The sequence below is a fragment of the Enterobacter cloacae complex sp. SYL003 genome (assembly GCF_049236925.1).
Classification (GTDB): domain Bacteria; phylum Pseudomonadota; class Gammaproteobacteria; order Enterobacterales; family Enterobacteriaceae; genus Enterobacter; species Enterobacter intestinihominis.
In genome coordinates this window covers 520,938-537,895 of sequence record NZ_JBMKJK010000001.1, presented here as the reverse complement: position 1 = coordinate 537,895, position 16,958 = coordinate 520,938, and the positions used below count along the sequence as shown (strand labels likewise).

Below are 16,958 nucleotides of genomic sequence, written 5' to 3'. Positions count from 1 at the left end.
TTAAATTTATGCGTGCCTTGGGCACCTCATTCTGAAATGAATCGGCCATAGCAGTCCCTTTCTTTGCAAGAAATACGAGTTAAGTGAGTGACGGGTCTTTACAAAACCATATTAGAGCAAAAGCCCATTCATGATCAACTTTTCAGATCAAAGATCTGCATATGGATTTTTCTTAAGAATTTTCCACTAATCACTAGTATTTATAAATTCCAGATATAAGTGGCACGCAGAAAGTATTAACCATTTATTCACAATAGATTAGCAGGAACGTCTGCCTTGATAGAGAATATTGAATTCATTGCCACCTGTCGTTGAATAATTGATTTATATCAATGCTGATCTAAGCATCAGCTGCAAAATCGCAGAGACATATCATCTTATTCAATAAACCTCCTGAATATGGAAAAATCCTATATCGGACAAAAGTCAGGTTTTAAATAGCAGGAATTAAGCTATTACATGGAGGATGTATAAATGCTTGCACGCTTTTCAATAAACTGGAAAAGAGATGTCGCTCGAAGCATTCATCAAAAGAATAAATGATTTTTTATGAAAGGAATTTTGATAATAACTAGCCTGTAGGTACCATGAACCGTGTGTTCAGGCGCTTAAGCGATGTATAGCTATTTGCCAAAACCACTTAAGCGCCTTTCCTGTTTTTTTAATGCTTTACAATATACATTGTACGACTGTACGCAACATCCTCTGGGTTATTTATCGGATACCCTTTAACCCAGGGCTTAATGAGGCGGCCATTGGTGTATTGATAAATAGGGGCTATCGGCGCTTTCTCGGCGAGGATCTTCTCGGCCATGTTGTAGTCTGCATTACGCGCTTTTTCTGTGGTTTCGAGCGTCGCCTGATGAATAATCTTATCGTAAGCAGGGTCGTTGAACCGTGAGATGTTGCCGGTGTGAGAGGACGTCAGCAGCGACAGGAATGTCGACGGCTCATTGTAATCCCCTACCCACGACGCACGGATCACGTCGAAATTCCCGGTATTGCGGCTGTCGATGTAGGTCTTCCATTCCTGATTCTGCAACTTAACGTCAACACCCAGATTTTTCTTCCACATAGATGCGACGGCAATGGCGATTTTCTGGTGGTTTTCAGACGTGTTGTACAGCAGCGTTAATTTCAGCGGGCGCTGGGGACCATAGCCTGCCGCCTGTAATAACGTTTTCGCCTGAGCATTTAGCTCCTGCTGCGACATCTGCTCAAATGGCGAGATTTCCGGTGTAAAACCGGCAGTGACATCGGGAGTGAAATGCCAGGCCGGTTTCTCACCGGTTCCCAGGACTTTTTCAGCCATAATACGTCTGTCGATAGTCATGCTGAGCGCCAGACGTACGCGGGCATCCGCAGTTGGGCCTTTTTGTGTGTTAAACGCGTAGTAATAGGTCCCAAGCTGTGGCGGTGTATAAACCTGTCCCGGAATATCTTTAAGCAGCTTCTGGTACATGTTTTTCGGAAACGATTCTGTAATATCGATATCACCCGCCAGGTAGCGTTTGGTCGCTGAGGACTCCTGGTTGATTGGCACAAAGGTGACTTTTTTAAGCACCGTGTTGGCGTTATCCCAGTAGTGAGTATTCGGCTCAACCACCAGTTTTTCATTCACCACGCGATCTTTCAGCACATACGCACCGTTGCCGATGAGCGCGCCAGGGCGCGTCCATTCTTTACCGCTTTCCACGTTTGCCTTTTGAACAGGATAGAACGCAAAGCTAGCCGTGAGGTTGCTGAACCATGGCAGCGGTTTATCCAGCTGCACGCGCAGCGTTTTAGCATCGACGGCCGTCACGCCGAGCGTTTCCGGTGCAGCTTTACCATCGATAATGGCCTGCGCATTATTAATACCCGCCAGCGCTGCAAACCAGGCGAAAGGTGACGTAGTTTTAGGATCAACCAGACGACGCCAGCTGTAGACAAAATCTTGTGCCGTCACCGGGGTACCGTCAGACCACTTCGCGTTATCCCGCAACGTAAACGTCCAGACACGGTTATCGTTGCTCTGCCAGCGCGTCGCCACGCCGGGAACCAGCTCCCCTTTTTCGTTCTGATTCACCAGCCCTTCATAAAGGTCGCGGATCACCTGTATCTCGGGTAAACCCACCGCTTTTGCCGGATCGAGCGAGGCGGGTTCATCTTTAATGTGTCGAACCAGCTCCTGCTTTTGCGCCAGCACCGTTCCCCTGGGAACCTCCGCGGCATATGAAAGTGAAGAAAACCCGCACAGCCACAGCGCAGTACAAAGAAGCGAAACAGGATGCTTCATACGATCCCCTTAATGATGTCAGGTAACAGGCAGATGCGTAATTATTTGTTTCGAAACGGAGAAATGCAAATGCTTCCTCAGGAAAGTTGATGTCAGGCAATTTTACACACAGACGGAAACCATTTGATTAAGCGCGGGTTTTGCACAACACTGCCAGAAGCTACTTCATCATCAGGGTTTATTATGGCAACCACCCGACCAAGAACGGAACGCGGCGCTTTCCCGCCCGGGACTGAACATTATGGCCGCTCATTTTTAGGCGCCCCACTGATCTGGTTTCCGGCTCCCGAGCCCGATCGCACTAGCGGCTTAATCATTGCGGGCACACATGGCGATGAAAACTCGTCCATCGTGACGCTTTCGTGCGCGCTACGTACGCTGGCCCCCGATTTACGACGACATCATGTGATTTTGACCGTCAACCCGGACGGATGCCAGCTTGGATTACGGGCGAACGCACGAGGCGTTGACCTTAACAGGAACTTTCCTGCAGCAAACTGGCGTGCCGGTGAAACGGTGTATCGCTGGAACAGTTCGGCGCAGGAACGAGATGTGGTCCTGCTTACGGGAGAAAAACCGGGTTCCGAGCCCGAAACCCAGGCTCTGTGCCAGCTTATTCATAAGATCCACCCGGCCTGGGTTGTCTCTTTCCACGATCCCCTCGCTTGTATTGAAGATCCTCGTCATACGGCGCTCGGGCAGTGGCTGGCGGATGCGTTTGCTCTACCTCTGGTAACCAGCGTCGGGTATGAAACGCCCGGGTCGTTTGGCAGCTGGTGCGCGGACCTCAGTCTTCACTGTATCACCGCAGAGTTTCCGCCTATTTCCTCGGATGAAGCGAGTGAAAAATACCTCAGAGCGATGACAGATCTTCTGCGCTGGCAGCCTCAAAGATGAAGTACGCCGGAGGTAAAACTCAGGGCGGGTGAAACGTCAACCGCCAGCCAGGTTGGGCCATCCAGATCGGCAAAACGCACGCTGTTCACCAGCGGGAGTGCAGCACCGATCGCTCTGGACGTGCACAACATACAGCCCAGCATCAGGGAAAAGCCTTGCGCCTGCGCATCTTGTGCCAGTGCCAGGGCCTCGGTTAACCCACCCGTTTTATCCAGCTTGATGTTCACCATCTCGTAGCGGCCCTTGAGGGCTGACAGGCTCTCACGGGTATGACAGCTTTCGTCTGCACAGACGGGAAGCGGATGAATAAAATTCGCCAGCGCGGCATCGTCTTCTGCCGGGAGGGGCTGCTCCAGCATGGCAATGCCCAGATCGGCAAGCAGCTGACAACGGGCTGCCAGCCCTTCGCTGTGCCATGATTCGTTTGCATCGACGATAAGGGTGGCATCAGGTACCGCCGCACGAATGGCGACCATGCGTTCGCTAATCAGACGATCGTCGAGCTTCACCTTTAATAAGGTTGCACCGGTGGCATACAACGCCTGAGCGCTGGCGGCCATTTGCTCTGGTTCACCAATGACCACCGTTTGCGCGGTGACGATCGATTGCGGCAGCGTAACGTCCAGCAGCGAAGGTAGCGGTTTTTGTTGTTTCGCCGCTTCCAGACTCCAGAGTGCGCAGTCAATCGCGTTACGCGCCGCGCCGGCCGGCAACCTCTGCTGAAGAGCCTCACGCGTCAGGCCCGCCTGCAACTCGGGCACCACCGTCATAATTTGCGCCATGACTGACGCCAGGCTTTCTCCGTAGCGAGGATAAGGGGTACATTCCCCGACGCCTTTTACGCCGTCCTCTTCACATTCAACCACGACCACGCAGGCCTCATTACGGCTGCCGCGCGAGATCACAAACGGGGTGTGCAATGGCCAGGCTTCTTCATAGACCTTAACGCTTCTCATCACTGACTCCTTGCAGGCCGGAAAGGCAGAAAATTGGTTTGCCGTGCTAACTGCGGATGACATACACTAGCCACGACGTTAACTATTTGTAAACAGGAAGATATCTATGTCACAACTCGTTCATTTCCAGGGCAACCCGGTTGCTGTTGCAGGTTCCATCCCACAGTCTGGCAGCAAAGCACAGCCTTTTACTCTGGTGGCTAAAGATCTGTCTGACGTCACGCTGAGCCAGTTTGCTGGCAAACGTAAAGTCCTGAACATTTTCCCAAGCATCGATACTGGCGTTTGTGCTGCATCAGTGCGTAAATTCAACCAGCTGGCGACCGAAATGGACAACACCGTAGTGCTGTGCATTTCTGCTGACCTGCCGTTTGCCCAGTCTCGTTTCTGCGGCGCTGAAGGCCTGAGCAACGTCATCACCCTTTCCACTCTGCGTAGCCCCGATTTCCTGGAAAAATACGGTGTTGCCATTTCCGAAGGCGCGCTGAAAGGTCTGGCTGCTCGTGCGGTGCTGGTGATCGACGAAAACGACAACGTTGTTTTCAGTGAGCTGGTTAACGAAATCACTACCGAACCGGATTACACCGCTGCACTTGAGGCACTTAAAGCCTAAACGTAAAAAAGCCTCTGCAAAGAGGCTTTTTTATTTATTCGTCACCCTTCTTCTGATTTAACCCATACTCGCGCAGCTTATTCGCAATCGCGGTATGTGACACCCCAAGACGTTTAGCCAGCTTGCGCGTGCTCGGATAGCTGCGATAAAGCTGCGTTAACACCGAACGCTCGAAACGGCTGGTGATGTCATCCAGCGAGCCTTCCATTGCCTCTTCGCCTACCGAGACCGTCCCGGCATCGTAATCCGGCAACAGAATATCCTGAGGACGCAGTTCATACCCTTCAAGCTGAGTTAATGCGCGATAGACCGCATTTTTTAGCTGACGAATATTGCCCGGCCAGCCGTAACGCGTCAGCACGGTACCCAGGTCGGCAGAGAGCTTCGGACGCGGCACGCCCTGCTCGTCGGCAAAACGGGCGACGAACAGTTCCGTCAACGGCATGATGTCCTGCGGGCAATCGCGCAGCGGCGGAATATTGAGCGTCAGAACGTTGAGACGATAGTAGAGATCTTCGCGGAATACTCCTTTCTGCACCAGCTCCACCAGGTTTTTCTGGGTGGCGCAGATGACGCGTACATCCACGTGCACTTCATGATCTTCCCCCACGCGGCGGAACGTGCCGTCATTGAGAAAACGCAGCAGTTTCGCCTGCATGCGTGGCGACATTTCGCCAATCTCGTCCAGCAGCACCGAACCGCCGTTTGCCTGTTCAAAGAAGCCTTTTTTGCCTTCCGGCGCATGCCCGAACAGCTCGCTTTCCACCGCATCTTCCGGAATCGATGCACAGTTCAGCGCCAGATACGGTTTTGCCGCTCGCGGGCTGGCCATGTGCACAGCATGCGCCAGCAGATCTTTCCCCGTGCCGGTATCACCGGTAATTAGCAGCGGCGCGGTCAGATTAGCCAGCTTGCGCGCCTGGTCGATTACGTGACGCATCTTCGGGCTTACCGCAATAATCTGGCTGAATGCGCCAACGTCCTGGCTGGAAAGGTTCTGTAACTGGCGGCCCATGCGCACCGTGGAGCGCAGCATGATTACCGCGCCGGTGAGCACCCGCGCGGCATTTTCCCCTTTCAGGTAGACCGGCGTGATCTCCATCAGGAAATTCTGTCCATTGATGACGACGTGCTCGCTATGGGTATTTTGCGGGTTGCTGTCCAGCCAGCGCTGGAAATTAAAACCTGGGATCAATTGCGTGGCGTGATGACCGATAAGCTTTTCCTGAGTCTGCGCAAACAGCTGGCAACTGGCCTGGTTAACGCGCTCGACTTTGTTTTTCAGATCGAGAGAGAGAAACGGCTCCGGCATTGCTTCCAGCAGTGCGCTCAGCGCAAGGTGTTCCCGCTCGGATGGCATCCAGGGGATGGTGCGTACATCCGTAACGCCAGCGATACGGCGGATTTCGGCCATCAGGCTACTGAAGGTATTAAATTCAATTTCGGCAAAATTGAGGTAAATTCGCCCGACAGGGTCGATCTCTATGCCACGTAAATCAATGCTACGTAAAACAAGAAGATCGAGTAACTCGCGGGTCAGACCGAGACGGTCCTCACAAAAGACTTCCAGACGCATGGGAAATTCACCGTTTAAGCCAATAACAGTAAAATGATATGTCAGATCACGGTATTCGGGAAGGTGGCTGTCAACAAATATTGACAGCCCGCACGATTAGTAAACGAAACCTCACTGAGCAGGTTTTTTATTGAGCGTCTCTTTAAGCTGACCAATCAATTCGCGACGGAAATCCCCCAGCCGCGGCTTATCGCCATCGATCCAGGGGAGTGGACGACAAACCTCCATCGCTTTGATTCCTAAGCGTGCCGTCAGCAGACCGGCACCAATCCCCTGCGCCGCCCGGGCAGAGAGACGCGCCGCAAGATCCTGCGACATCCAGTCCATCCCGACCTCCCGCACCAGTTCGCTTGCCCCGGCGAAGGCGATATTCAGCAACACCAGTTTGAACAGGCGCAGTCGGCTGTAATAGCCAAGCTCAATGCCATACAGTCTGGCGATGCGGTTGATCAGGCGCAGGTTGCGCCAGGCGATAAAGGCCATGTCCACCATCGCCAGCGGACTGACGGCAATCATCAGGGTGGATTCCGCCGCCGAGCGGCTGATCTCACGACGAGCCTGCGCATCCAGTACCGGCTGAACAATGTGCGCATAGAGCGTGACCACTTCCTGGTCATTCTGGGTTTCGTGGATCGCCGCATACCAGCGCTGAAGCGCCGGGTGAGAGTGATCTATCCCGGCCTGAGCCGCAAGCTTTTCACAAAAAGCACGCCCTTTTCCGGTGCCGTGGCTGTGCAGCAGATCCCGCGCTTCATCGCGTTCGTGCGCACGCTGACGCAGACGCCAGAGGCGACGCCACTCGGTCACGACCGAGCCGACGCCCGCACCAACGATCAACGCCCCGGCGGCGCATCCCCCCAGCGCTACCCAGTCCTGGGTTTGCCAGGCATTGACGCCCCACTGCACGCCCTGACCAATTACGCTCACACCAAAAAGGGCTAACCCGGCGGTCACCATCTTACGCCACAGGCTGCGTTTCGGGCGCAGTGCCGCATCAACGACCGCTTCCGCCTGCCCCTCTTCAACCAACGGCTCCTCTGCCAGCACGGGAGCAAAGTTGTCGGCCTGCGGACCGCTGAAGGTTTGCGCTGTTTTAAACGCCTCATGCGGGGACTGCTCAAGCTGGCCGGTAAAATCAATGCGGGGTTTTAACGGTTCCGTCATCGCAATTTATCTCCAATTAAAAACTCCAGCGCGGCATCCAGACGAATATGCGGCAATGGCTGGTCAACGTTCATGCTCTGCGGACGGAAGTCTTCGAACTGAAAACCCTGGCTTTGCCAGAAAGCCTGGCCCGGCAAACGCGGGGGAACTTCGCCCGGATAGACCGTGAGCGGCTCACCGTCGCTGAGTCGGTTGCCCCGCAGGGCCGGAATTTTCTCGCCATTCACGTCAATCAACCCACTCTGTGTAGCCTGTACGGACGCCAGACCCAGACAATCCATACTAATCCCTTCGAACGCCGCGTTCTGCCAGGCATCCTGCACCAGCTGTTGCAGCAGGGATACCATGTTGGCGTGCTGATCGACCGTCACATGATCAGCTTTTGTGGCGGCAAACAGCAGCTTGTCGATGACCGGCGAGAATAAACGGCGAAACAGCGTACGCTGGCCATAATGAAAACTTTGCATCAGCTGCGTCAGCGCCAGCCGCATATCATTGAACGCCTGCGGCCCGCTGTTGAGGGGTTGCAGGCAGTCCACCAGCACGATCTGGCGGTCAAAGCGTAAAAAATGATTTTTATAAAAACCCTTAACCACCTTCTCACAGTAATAATTGTATCGCTCGCGGAGCATACCGGCGTTAGTGGTCTTGTCTGCCTGTGCCAGCTTCGATTCGCCGATGCGGTCAACGTCCGGCCACGGGAAAAACTGTAGCGCGGGAGCACCGGCTAGATCTCCCGGCAGAACAAAACGGCCAGGCTGAATAAAATGCAGCCCTTCCTGCTTGCACTGATGCAGGTAATCCGTCCAGGCCTGGGCTATCACGGCCAGACGGTTTTCATCCGCCGGCGCCAGCGGATCCAGCCCTTCGCAAAGCTGGCGCCATTTGGTCGACCACTCTGCCCGCTGCCCCTGCAACAGACCGGTCATCTGTCGGGACCAGCTCAGGTAATCCTGCGCCAGCATCGGTAAATCGAGCAGCCATTCTCCCGGATAATCCACAATTTCGAGATACAGCGTGGACGTTTCTTTAAAGTGACGCATCAGGGATTCATTCGAGCGAAAACGAAGCGCAAGGCGAATTTCGCTCACGCCACGCGTCGGGGTGGGCCAGGCGGGAGGCTCCCCGTATAACTGTGCCAGACCTTCATCATAGGTGAAACGGGGGATGCCAAAATCACGTTGCGGTACGCGTTTTACGCCTAACAATCGCTCCTCGCGCACCGCGCTAAGCAGTGGCAGGCGCGCCCCAGCATGCAGGTTCAACAGCTGATTGACCATCGCCGTAATGAATGCCGTCTTACCGCTGCGGCTCAGCCCGGTAACGGCAAGACGCAGATGGCGATCAACGCCACGGTTCACCAGAGAATTGAATTCGTTTTTAAGTCGCTTCATCGCCGTCCTTCATTGTCTGGAACCCTGAACAAAGTCACTTCAGAATACAGTAAATTGGGGCAGATCGTTGATTATCAATTCTTAATTATTGCTATTGCCGTTTTCTCTCCAGTAAGATGGACGCAATTGCTGTCCGTCTGGAGTGAGTAAGGTGTATGTCACCCACCATCTATGATATTGCCCGCGTTGCTGGCGTTTCGAAATCAACCGTGTCACGCGTTCTGAATAAACAAACGAATATTTCTCCTGAAGCGCGTGAAAAGGTGTTGAAGGCGATAGATGAGTTAAATTACCAACCTAATAAACTTGCCCGCGCACTCACCTCTTCTGGCTTCGACGCCATTATGGTTATTTCGACCCGCTCAACCAAGACCACTGCAGGAAATCCCTTTTTCTCAGATGTACTGCATGCCATAACGGCAAAAGCAGAAGAAGAAGGTTTTGATGTTATTTTACAAACGTCCAAAAGCAGTGAAGATGATCTGCAAAAATGCGTGGGTAAAATAAAGCAGAAGATGATCAAAGGCATCATCATGCTAAGCTCGCCGGCGAACGAGTCGTTTTTCTCGACGCTGGATGAATACGGTGTGCCCGTGGTCGTCATTGGTAAAGTGGAAGGAAATTACCAGAATATCTATTCTGTCGACACGGATAATTTCCGCGACAGCGCCATAATAACAGACTCGTTTATCACGCATGGCCGCACCAAAATTGCCTGTCTGCATGCCCCGCTCGATTATCACGTCTCTATCGATCGCCTGGCGGGTTATAAATTCAGCCTTGAGAAACACGGCATCGAAATTAACCCGACCTGGGTTATCGATGGCGGCTATACCCATGAAAGCGCGCTTCAGGCAGCCTGCCAGCTACTCTCCTCAGACAACCCGCCCGATGCGGTTTTTGCGACTGACAGCATGAAATTGCTGAGTCTTTATCGTGCTGCGGATGCGCTAAATCTGGCGATCCCGGAACAGGTCGCGATGGCAGGATACAGCGACCCGATGCTATCTCTCATTTTAACCCCTGCACCAGGCGGCTTTGATATCCCCACGAAAAAGCTGGGCGAAGAGAGCTGCGATTTGTTGTTCAGGTGCATTGCGGATAAACCTGCGCCGCATAAGGTATTGGTTGAAACACATTTTTCAGATGCAGCTTCGTTACGCTAAAAACCAGGGGCAAACGCCCCTGGTATAACGTCATCAGAACGCGTAATTGACGCCGACACCCGCATAGTGGAAGCGGTCGCTCTCGCCTTCGTCATGATTTTCCCATTCGTAGGCATACTCAAGCGTCATGGAAAGGCCATTCGCAAAGTCATAAGCATAGAGCAGACCCAGTCGATTGAAGTCATGCCCTTCACGAGTTGGATCGTCCTGCCAGTCCCAGTTTGACCAGCGATCGAGCCCCAGACGGGTGTAAGGTGTAAGCGTTGTCTGGCCTAATGAAACAGGCAGGTAGGCACGAATCTCCTGGGTGGAGAATTCACCGTTATTACGTGAACTGTCCATATTGAAGCCACGCTCTAAATAGTAGTTAACTTTTGCAGAGACGGTTTCGTTTATTGTCCAGGTAAATCCGGTTTCCGTTTCGACACGGCTGTCAGAATAACCGGTTTTTCCCAGGTCATTCGCAAACTGGTACATGGCAAACCAACCGCCAAAACGCCAGTCATCTGTTAATTTCACATCCCAGTCAGGCTGAATTTTATAGCGCTGCATATTAGCACTACCGTCTTTCGCACCGTGCTCATCTTTAAAATGATATCCATAATTACGGAATCCGCCCGTAAGACCCAGCGTAAAATCCTCTGTGCCAATGAAGCGATACCGTAATTCAAATTCAGGACGATCGAAATAGGTGCCGCGCGTCATGCTGCTGTAATCAACCGGGCCTTCCTGATACATCGCCAGTGAAATTGTCCACGCATCATACGTGGCGTTAAACCACACGGAAGGTTCATATAATCCATCTTTATCGTCGCCCTGACCTTCGACGTTTTCAATTTCATACATGGCACCAATATTAAATTCCCACTGTTTGGTTGACTCTGTTGCTTGCGCGCAGCTTACCCCTGCGCACAGAACGAGCGCAGCACTTCTTAGTAGAGTACTCATTAAAATATTCCTTTATAATTAACATACAAAAAAACCGGAAACTTTCATTTCCGGCGAATACCTTTCTTATCTAATAGCTGCTTCAGTATCAGCATCGAAGAAATGGCACTTACTCATATCGAACTGGATGCCGATATTATCTCCTGCAACGTAATCATCCGCCGCTCCCGCACGGACAACCAGTTCATGCCCGCCCACGTTGGCATAAAGCATAAATTCTGCCCCAGTCAGCTCAGCGACGCTGATCTTCGCCGCGATGTTTTCACCGCTGCGCTGTAGCGTGAGAATGTCTTCCGGACGGATCCCAAAGACGACCGCTTTGCGCTGGTAACCTTGCGCATTCAGTACGGCCAGCTTGTCCTCCGGGATCTCCAGACGCAGCGTTTCCGTCACGAAGTATCGGTCGTCGATCGCGCCACGAATGAAGTTCATCGCAGGTGAACCAATAAAGCCTGCAACGAACATATTCGCCGGCTCGTTGTAAACCTGCTTCGGCGCGCCCACCTGCTGAATGATGCCGTCTTTTAAAATCACAATACGGGTCGCCATCGTCATGGCTTCCGTCTGATCGTGCGTCACGTAAATCATGGTGGTGTTGAGCTTCTGGTGCAGCTTGCTGATTTCAGCGCGCATCTGTACACGAAGCTTGGCATCGAGGTTTGAAAGCGGTTCATCCATCAGGAAGACCCCTGCTTCACGCACTATCGCCCTGCCTAACGCCACGCGCTGACGCTGACCACCTGACAATGCGCCAGGTTTACGCTGGAGATAGTCGCGTAAACCCAGGATCTGGGCCGCCCAGCTAACACGTTCTTCGATGATGGAAGGTGCTATTTTTTGCATCTTCAGGCCAAACGCCATGTTGTCGTAGACCGTCATATGCGGATAGAGCGCATAGTTCTGGAAGACCATTGCGATATCACGGGACTTGGCGGGAACTTCATTCATACAAACCCCGTCAATAATCAGTTCACCTGCGCTGATCTCCTCAAGGCCGGCAATCATTCGCAGCGTCGTGGATTTCCCACAGCCCGATGGACCGACGAAGACGATAAATTCTTTATCTTCAATCTCGAGATTGAAATCCTTAACCACGTGGACCTGGTTATCATAGATTTTCTGAATGTGTTTCAGAGACAGTTGAGCCATTATTAATTCCTTATCAATACGCCCGGGATGCCCAGAACGCCGTCAGGCGTTCCCAGGTCAGTTCCTGCGTTGAATGAAGTTGTAATCCCGCATGGTTCAGGCCAGGCCCAATCCCGACCGACAGCATTCCTGCGGCGTTGATCGCATCTACCCCTGCGGCGGCATCTTCGATACCAATGGCCTCTTCAGGACGCACGTTCAGTCCTTTACAGGCTGCAAGGAAGATCTCCGGGTCCGGCTTTGAGCGGCAAATGCGCGAAGCATCGGCGCAAAAATCGAAAGCCTGATGAATACCCAACGCGTGCAAAATCCCAGGGGCATTAAGCGATACGGATGCCAGCCCAATTTTGACCTTCGCGGCGCGAATATCAGCCAGCACGTCGCGAATACCCGGGAGCAGCGAATCCTGCGTCAGTGATGCCAGCGACTGGACGTAAAGCGCGTTTTTTTTCGTCGCCAGCGCCAGGCGCTGCTCGTCACTAAACATCCCCTCTTTCCCGCCATGTTTCAGAATGCGCTGGAGGGAGTCCATTCGGCTTATTCCCTTCAGCTGTTCGTTAAATACTTCATCGAAGGTAATACCAATCTCCTCCGCCACGGCGCGCCAGGCCAGAAAGTGAAGATGCGCGGTATCGGTGATCACCCCGTCCAGATCGAATACAACAGCGTTAAGCGTCATGGCGCCCCTCCGTGGTAGCGGTCCCATTAAAAGGTGCAAGAAAGTCCTTATGCGCGCAGACTTTTCGCCCTGATACATGCAGCGTTTTACCCCACAGCGTCAACGTGACAGGTGCGGTAGTCTCAATGGTTAACTGGTCATTTTCACAGGTAATGTGCATTGTTGCGTCCCGCCACCGCAGCGGGAAGGCGAGTTTCTGCCAGTGAACAGGCAGTTTCGGTGCAAGATGCAGCTCCCCTTCGCTAATGTGCAGGCCAGCAAACCCCTGAATAGCGCCCAACCAGATCGCACCGGTGGCGGCGGCATGAATACCGTCATCACTGCTGTGTGGGTCGTCCCCCAGATCGATGGCGATACCGTCACGCCAGAAGGCATACGCCCCCTCGGTGTCACCGCAGCGTGCGAGCACAATGCCGTGAATGGCTTTACTCAGGGATGAATCATGAATCGTGCGTGGCTCGTAGAACGCCAGATTGGCGGCACATTGCTGCGGCGTAAACCGTTCCGGCAGCAGGTAGTTAAGCATCACCACATCGGCCTGCTTCAGGATCTGCATCTCGTTCACTTCCGCGCGAGAGTAATCAAGCAGAATGGTTTGCTTACCCGCTTTGGCTTTATAGCGGCTCAGATCGATGGCAGGTTTTGCCATGAAGGTATCATCCTGCGGGATCACACCGTCAGCGTCGGCCTCTGGCAGCCACAGGCGCGCCAGGAACTTCCCGGCATTCTCCGTAAAACGCGCATCTTCACGGCCAAACATCGCCATAAACTGACGCGCGCAGGCAACGTTGTACCAGGCCAGATAGTTGGTGTAGGCGTTGTTGTTGACATGCTCGGTGTATTCATCCGGTCCGATCACGTCATGGATCTCAAGACGACCATTGATTTCCGTCGCGCGTCCCATCCAGAACGAAGCGGTTTCCATCAGTAGCGTCAGCCCCTCATTGCGCATAAAGGCATCGTCGTGTGTTGCCTGCCAGTAAGCGACCACGGCCCAGGCGATATCAGCCACAATGTGATGTTCAGCGAGTGCGGAAGCCACCTTCTGGCGAACCCCGGTGCGGATGTTAATGGCCGCGAATTCTGGCGTCTCTTCCTGTCCGCTGGCCGCACTTTCCCACGGGAACAATGCACCCGGCCAACCGTTACGGCGCGCTTTTTCCCGTGCGCCTGCCAGATTAAGCCAACGATAGCGTAGCAGGCTGCGGGCAATCTGCGGGCGGGTAAACAGATGGAACGGCAGCAGGAAAATTTCGGTATCCCAGAAGACGTGCCCCTTGTACCCCTCACCCGTCAGCCCTTTCGCCGCAATACTGCTTCGCTCATCATGAGCAGGCGTCATTGTCGTCAGATGCCAGACGGCGTAATCCAGCGCCTGCTGATCCTGTTGCTCTGTGGAAGTCACTTCCACACGTGCGTCGCGCCAGACATCTTTCCAGGCATACGCTGAGCTTTCAACCAACGCCTCATAACCTCTTGCCGCACAGACTTTAAGATCGGCCAGCGCGTTGCGCGCGAATGACTCCTGCGACAGCGCTTTCTCGCTACGATGAGCCACCCAGACGATCTTCTCAAGCGTGACAGTGTCACCTCGAGCAATCGTCAGCGAATGATGCACGCTGAGACGGCGGTTTTTGGCGGTGAAACAGCTGTCGCTTTTCGTCGAGAGCTGGCAATACGCCGAAACCACAACCTCAGATGCACGGTCCTGCGTTTCATACACGCCCTGCATGTAGTGCTGGTCAAAGATCCTGACCGAGATTTCATCCAGATGCTGTCTGCCGCTGTTCGTTTGTGTCGCATCTATGCCGGTTTTCAGCACGGCCTGAGCGTCGCCATCAAGCGGTGTGATCGAGAACTGCATTGCCACTAAGGGCAACTGGTCCAGCGAAACAAAACGACGGCTCTCCAGCCGATAACGTTTCCCGTCGGGTGCACGCCAGACAACGTTGCGATGCAGTTCGCCGTTAGCAAAGGCCAGCTCGCGCTGCCATTCAAGAATTTCGCCTGACAGGAGCGTGAAATTGACGCCATCAAGCTCAACATCAATACCGGTGATATCCGGCAGATTGACCAGCTCAGTAGTCTCGTTGCGACCCGCGCAATGATAAAGCCCCGCGAGATACATGCCTCTGGTCTGCTGGGTGTAATCTTCTTCATGCGTAGCGCGAATGCCCATGTATCCATTCCCGCATGTCATGACAGAGGCATATTTGTTCAGGCTGTGAGGACAAAAGCCCGGATCGTTTAATACAGACACGTTCAGCATAATGTCACGCTTTCCCCTGTTTCTGCTGATTCATAAAGCGCGGCAACAAGCTGTTGTATAACCAGACCCTGTTCTGCGTCAGCGATCATAACGTTCTCTCCCAGCACATGACGCACGAAGGCATCCATACTGCGCAGATGGCGCTGATCGTCCGCCTCTTCACGATGGAAAAGGGTTTCTAAAACACCGGCTTCGTCGTTATAGATATGCGCCGGGAACAGCGTTGCGCCTGCCTTTTCACCGCAGAAAGAGACGTTCATGATGGACTGCTCGCGGATGTTAAGCGCAAAGGAGGTGTCCAGACGCAGAACGCCGCCGTTGCAGAATTCAATCGTGCCAAACAGGGCATCTTCCACGGTAAACTGCGTAGGATCCCATTCGCCAAACTGACCGTTGTGTTTCCGGTTCCCCAGTCTCTGGAAGCTGTGCGCGGTTACCCGCTTCACAGCCGGGAAGCCCAACACGTACATCGCAGCATCCAGCATATGAATGCCGATATCGATAAGCGGCCCGCCGCCCTGGAGCGATTTATTGGTGAAAACGCCCCACCCCGGCACACCGCAGCGACGCAGCGCCTGCGCGGAAGTGAAGTAAATTTCACCGAGTGTGCCGTTCATTACCGCATCGCGCAGGAGCTGGGTGTCCAGGGCAAAGCGATGATGAAAATCATACGCAAGGACTTTTCCTGCCTTGCGCGCCGCGATGCGCATCTGGTCGGCCTGTTCCGGCGTCATTGCCGGCGGCTTTTCACACATCACATGGCAACCCGCTTCGAGAGCCGCCATCACATGTTCAAAATGGAACCGGTTAGGCGAACAGACGCTCACCACATCCGGTTTTACTTTCTGCAACATCTCGTGAGCGTCCTGCCATGCCGTTGGAATGGCATAACGTTCCGCGAACGCCTGTGCCTGCTCAAGGCGGCTGTCCATGACAGCCACCATTTGAACATCACTGCGCGTGGCGTAATACGAGGCATGCACTTTGTCTGCAACCTGCCCGGCGCCAATGATGGCGACGCGCAGAGGCAAAGGTGTAGAAGCACTCATCACGCTCGTCATCCTTAGCATTCACGCAGGTAATTGAGTGAGTCCTGATAGGCTTGAGCCGGATCGTCGGCACGAACCCGGCACTCGTACACCACATAACCCTGATAGTTATCAGCACGCAGCTGACCGAACAGGCTTGCGAAATCAAGGCTGCCGCTGCCCGGCTGATAGCGGTGGTTATCAGCAATATGCACATGACCCAGCAGATCGCGGTTGTGATGCAACGCTTCCGTCAGTGAGTCTTCTTCAATGTTCATGTGGTAGAAATCACCGATGATCTGCACGTGCTTCAGGCCGTTCTCTTCGATGTAACGACGCGCGTCGGCCAGGGTGTTGATCATATGATCCTGATAGCGGTTCAGCGGCTCCAGGTAGACGGTAGTACCGGTGCGCGCTGCTACCTCATCCAGCCAGCGCAGGGAAGCGCTGACCGCTTTGCGATCGCCGTCCAGGCTACGTGGCGAAGTCATTGGCGGCAGACGGAAGGTAAACATCCCCCAGGCAGCTGGGACGATAATCCCTTTGCCGCCCACTTCTGCCAGCGCTTCCAGAATGCGTTCAATCTGCTGGAGACCGTTCAGGCGGCGTTCTTCGATGAAATCCCCGATCCAGCCATCGTATCCGCCACACGCCGTCGTAACCGGCAGACCGGTGGCTTTGATAGCGGCTTTCACTTCGTCGAGATGTTCAACCAGCAGCCGGCCATCTATTTCGTAGCCATCAAATCCCATCGCTTTGATGTATTTGAATTTTTCCATGATAGTGGTCGGGAAAAAGGCCTGGTTTTGTGTTGCGATTTTCATGATTTGCTGTCCTTAGC

Annotated in this window: 14 protein-coding genes; 3 read left to right on the top strand and 11 right to left on the bottom strand. The window is 53.5% G+C overall.

What is annotated here, in order from left to right; all coding sequences use genetic code 11:
• Positions 1-661: 661 nt before the first annotated feature.
• Complete coding sequence (locus tag ACOT1A_RS02595; RefSeq protein ID WP_032624146.1) at positions 662-2,278, bottom strand: peptide ABC transporter substrate-binding protein; 1,617 nt, start codon at positions 2,276-2,278, stop codon at positions 662-664.
• 183 nt (positions 2,279-2,461) lie between these two features.
• Here ACOT1A_RS02595 and mpaA point away from each other — a divergent pair, with 183 nt between their 5' ends.
• Complete coding sequence (gene mpaA, locus ACOT1A_RS02590) at positions 2,462-3,175, top strand: murein tripeptide amidase MpaA (protein ID WP_022648287.1); 714 nt, start codon at positions 2,462-2,464, stop codon at positions 3,173-3,175.
• Here the strand turns inward: mpaA and ycjG are convergent.
• Positions 3,166-4,131: an L-Ala-D/L-Glu epimerase gene (gene ycjG, locus ACOT1A_RS02585; RefSeq protein ID WP_108367625.1), complete on the bottom strand. Its 966-nt coding sequence runs from the start codon at positions 4,129-4,131 to the stop codon at positions 3,166-3,168. The two genes, mpaA and ycjG, sit on opposite strands and share 10 nt — an antisense overlap.
• A gap of 106 nt (positions 4,132-4,237) precedes the next feature.
• On the opposite strand from ycjG, the gene tpx reads away from it, so the two are divergent.
• Entirely contained in the window at positions 4,238-4,744 is a 507-nt protein-coding gene (gene tpx / locus ACOT1A_RS02580) for a thiol peroxidase (RefSeq protein WP_003856889.1), read from the top strand.
• Positions 4,745-4,778: 34 nt separating this feature from the next.
• Here tpx and tyrR read toward each other — a convergent pair whose 3' ends face one another.
• The 3 genes from tyrR to ACOT1A_RS02565 all read right to left on the bottom strand — a co-directional run bounded on the left by tyrR (position 4,779) and on the right by ACOT1A_RS02565 (position 8,878).
• On the bottom strand, positions 4,779-6,320 hold the full coding sequence (gene tyrR / locus ACOT1A_RS02575) for a transcriptional regulator TyrR (protein ID WP_032624142.1): 1,542 nt from the start codon (positions 6,318-6,320) through the stop codon (positions 4,779-4,781).
• Positions 6,321-6,431: 111 nt separating this feature from the next.
• Positions 6,432-7,484, bottom strand: a complete 1,053-nt coding sequence (locus ACOT1A_RS02570) for a YcjF family protein (RefSeq protein WP_023306373.1) — start codon at positions 7,482-7,484, stop codon at positions 6,432-6,434.
• Positions 7,481-8,878: a YcjX family protein gene (locus ACOT1A_RS02565; RefSeq protein WP_022648291.1), complete on the bottom strand. Its 1,398-nt coding sequence runs from the start codon at positions 8,876-8,878 to the stop codon at positions 7,481-7,483. Before ACOT1A_RS02565 ends, ACOT1A_RS02570 begins: the two co-directional genes overlap by 4 nt.
• Positions 8,879-9,033: 155 nt before the next feature.
• On the opposite strand from ACOT1A_RS02565, the gene ACOT1A_RS02560 reads away from it, so the two are divergent.
• Positions 9,034-10,044: a LacI family DNA-binding transcriptional regulator gene (locus ACOT1A_RS02560; protein WP_276170449.1), complete on the top strand. Its 1,011-nt coding sequence runs from the start codon at positions 9,034-9,036 to the stop codon at positions 10,042-10,044.
• A 33-nt stretch (positions 10,045-10,077) separates the two neighbouring features.
• On the opposite strand, the gene ACOT1A_RS02555 is transcribed toward ACOT1A_RS02560, so the two are convergent.
• The 6 genes from ACOT1A_RS02555 to ACOT1A_RS02530 all read right to left on the bottom strand — a co-directional run bounded on the left by ACOT1A_RS02555 (position 10,078) and on the right by ACOT1A_RS02530 (position 16,941).
• The gene (locus tag ACOT1A_RS02555) at positions 10,078-10,992 is read right to left on the bottom strand and encodes an OmpG family monomeric porin (RefSeq protein WP_023300241.1); all 915 of its coding nucleotides are present in this window, start codon (positions 10,990-10,992) and stop codon (positions 10,078-10,080) included.
• Between the two features lie 66 nt (positions 10,993-11,058).
• The gene (locus tag ACOT1A_RS02550) at positions 11,059-12,141 is read right to left on the bottom strand and encodes an ABC transporter ATP-binding protein (RefSeq protein ID WP_276170450.1); all 1,083 of its coding nucleotides are present in this window, start codon (positions 12,139-12,141) and stop codon (positions 11,059-11,061) included.
• A 13-nt stretch (positions 12,142-12,154) separates the two neighbouring features.
• Positions 12,155-12,820: a beta-phosphoglucomutase gene (pgmB, locus tag ACOT1A_RS02545; RefSeq protein WP_022648295.1), complete on the bottom strand. Its 666-nt coding sequence runs from the start codon at positions 12,818-12,820 to the stop codon at positions 12,155-12,157.
• Positions 12,810-15,089, bottom strand: a complete 2,280-nt coding sequence (locus ACOT1A_RS02540; protein ID WP_276170451.1) for a glycoside hydrolase family 65 protein — start codon at positions 15,087-15,089, stop codon at positions 12,810-12,812. The genes pgmB and ACOT1A_RS02540 overlap by 11 nt, the downstream gene beginning before the upstream one ends.
• Positions 15,083-16,141, bottom strand: a complete 1,059-nt coding sequence (locus ACOT1A_RS02535; RefSeq protein WP_126502862.1) for a Gfo/Idh/MocA family protein — start codon at positions 16,139-16,141, stop codon at positions 15,083-15,085. The genes ACOT1A_RS02540 and ACOT1A_RS02535 overlap by 7 nt, the downstream gene beginning before the upstream one ends.
• Positions 16,142-16,152: 11 nt before the next feature.
• Positions 16,153-16,941, bottom strand: a complete 789-nt coding sequence (locus ACOT1A_RS02530; protein ID WP_023300245.1) for a sugar phosphate isomerase/epimerase family protein — start codon at positions 16,939-16,941, stop codon at positions 16,153-16,155.
• Positions 16,942-16,958 lie beyond the last annotated feature (17 nt).

Excerpts from the sequence above, each read along its gene's own strand:
- ACOT1A_RS02560 (WP_276170449.1), top strand. The coding sequence starts at position 9,034 with ATGTCACCCACCATCTATGATATTGCCCGCGTTGCTGGCGTTTCGAAA.
- mpaA (WP_022648287.1), top strand. The coding sequence starts at position 2,462 with ATGGCAACCACCCGACCAAGAACGGAACGCGGCGCTTTCCCGCCCGGG.
- pgmB (WP_022648295.1), bottom strand. The coding sequence starts at position 12,820 with ATGACGCTTAACGCTGTTGTATTCGATCTGGACGGGGTGATCACCGAT.
- ACOT1A_RS02540 (WP_276170451.1), bottom strand. The coding sequence starts at position 15,089 with ATGCTGAACGTGTCTGTATTAAACGATCCGGGCTTTTGTCCTCACAGC.
- tpx (WP_003856889.1), top strand. The coding sequence starts at position 4,238 with ATGTCACAACTCGTTCATTTCCAGGGCAACCCGGTTGCTGTTGCAGGT.
- ACOT1A_RS02570 (WP_023306373.1), bottom strand. The coding sequence starts at position 7,484 with ATGACGGAACCGTTAAAACCCCGCATTGATTTTACCGGCCAGCTTGAG.
- ACOT1A_RS02565 (WP_022648291.1), bottom strand. The coding sequence starts at position 8,878 with ATGAAGCGACTTAAAAACGAATTCAATTCTCTGGTGAACCGTGGCGTT.
- ACOT1A_RS02530 (WP_023300245.1), bottom strand. The coding sequence starts at position 16,941 with ATGAAAATCGCAACACAAAACCAGGCCTTTTTCCCGACCACTATCATG.
- ACOT1A_RS02555 (WP_023300241.1), bottom strand. The coding sequence starts at position 10,992 with ATGAGTACTCTACTAAGAAGTGCTGCGCTCGTTCTGTGCGCAGGGGTA.
- ACOT1A_RS02550 (WP_276170450.1), bottom strand. The coding sequence starts at position 12,141 with ATGGCTCAACTGTCTCTGAAACACATTCAGAAAATCTATGATAACCAG.
- ACOT1A_RS02595 (WP_032624146.1), bottom strand. The coding sequence starts at position 2,278 with ATGAAGCATCCTGTTTCGCTTCTTTGTACTGCGCTGTGGCTGTGCGGG.
- tyrR (WP_032624142.1), bottom strand. The coding sequence starts at position 6,320 with ATGCGTCTGGAAGTCTTTTGTGAGGACCGTCTCGGTCTGACCCGCGAG.
- ycjG (WP_108367625.1), bottom strand. The coding sequence starts at position 4,131 with ATGAGAAGCGTTAAGGTCTATGAAGAAGCCTGGCCATTGCACACCCCG.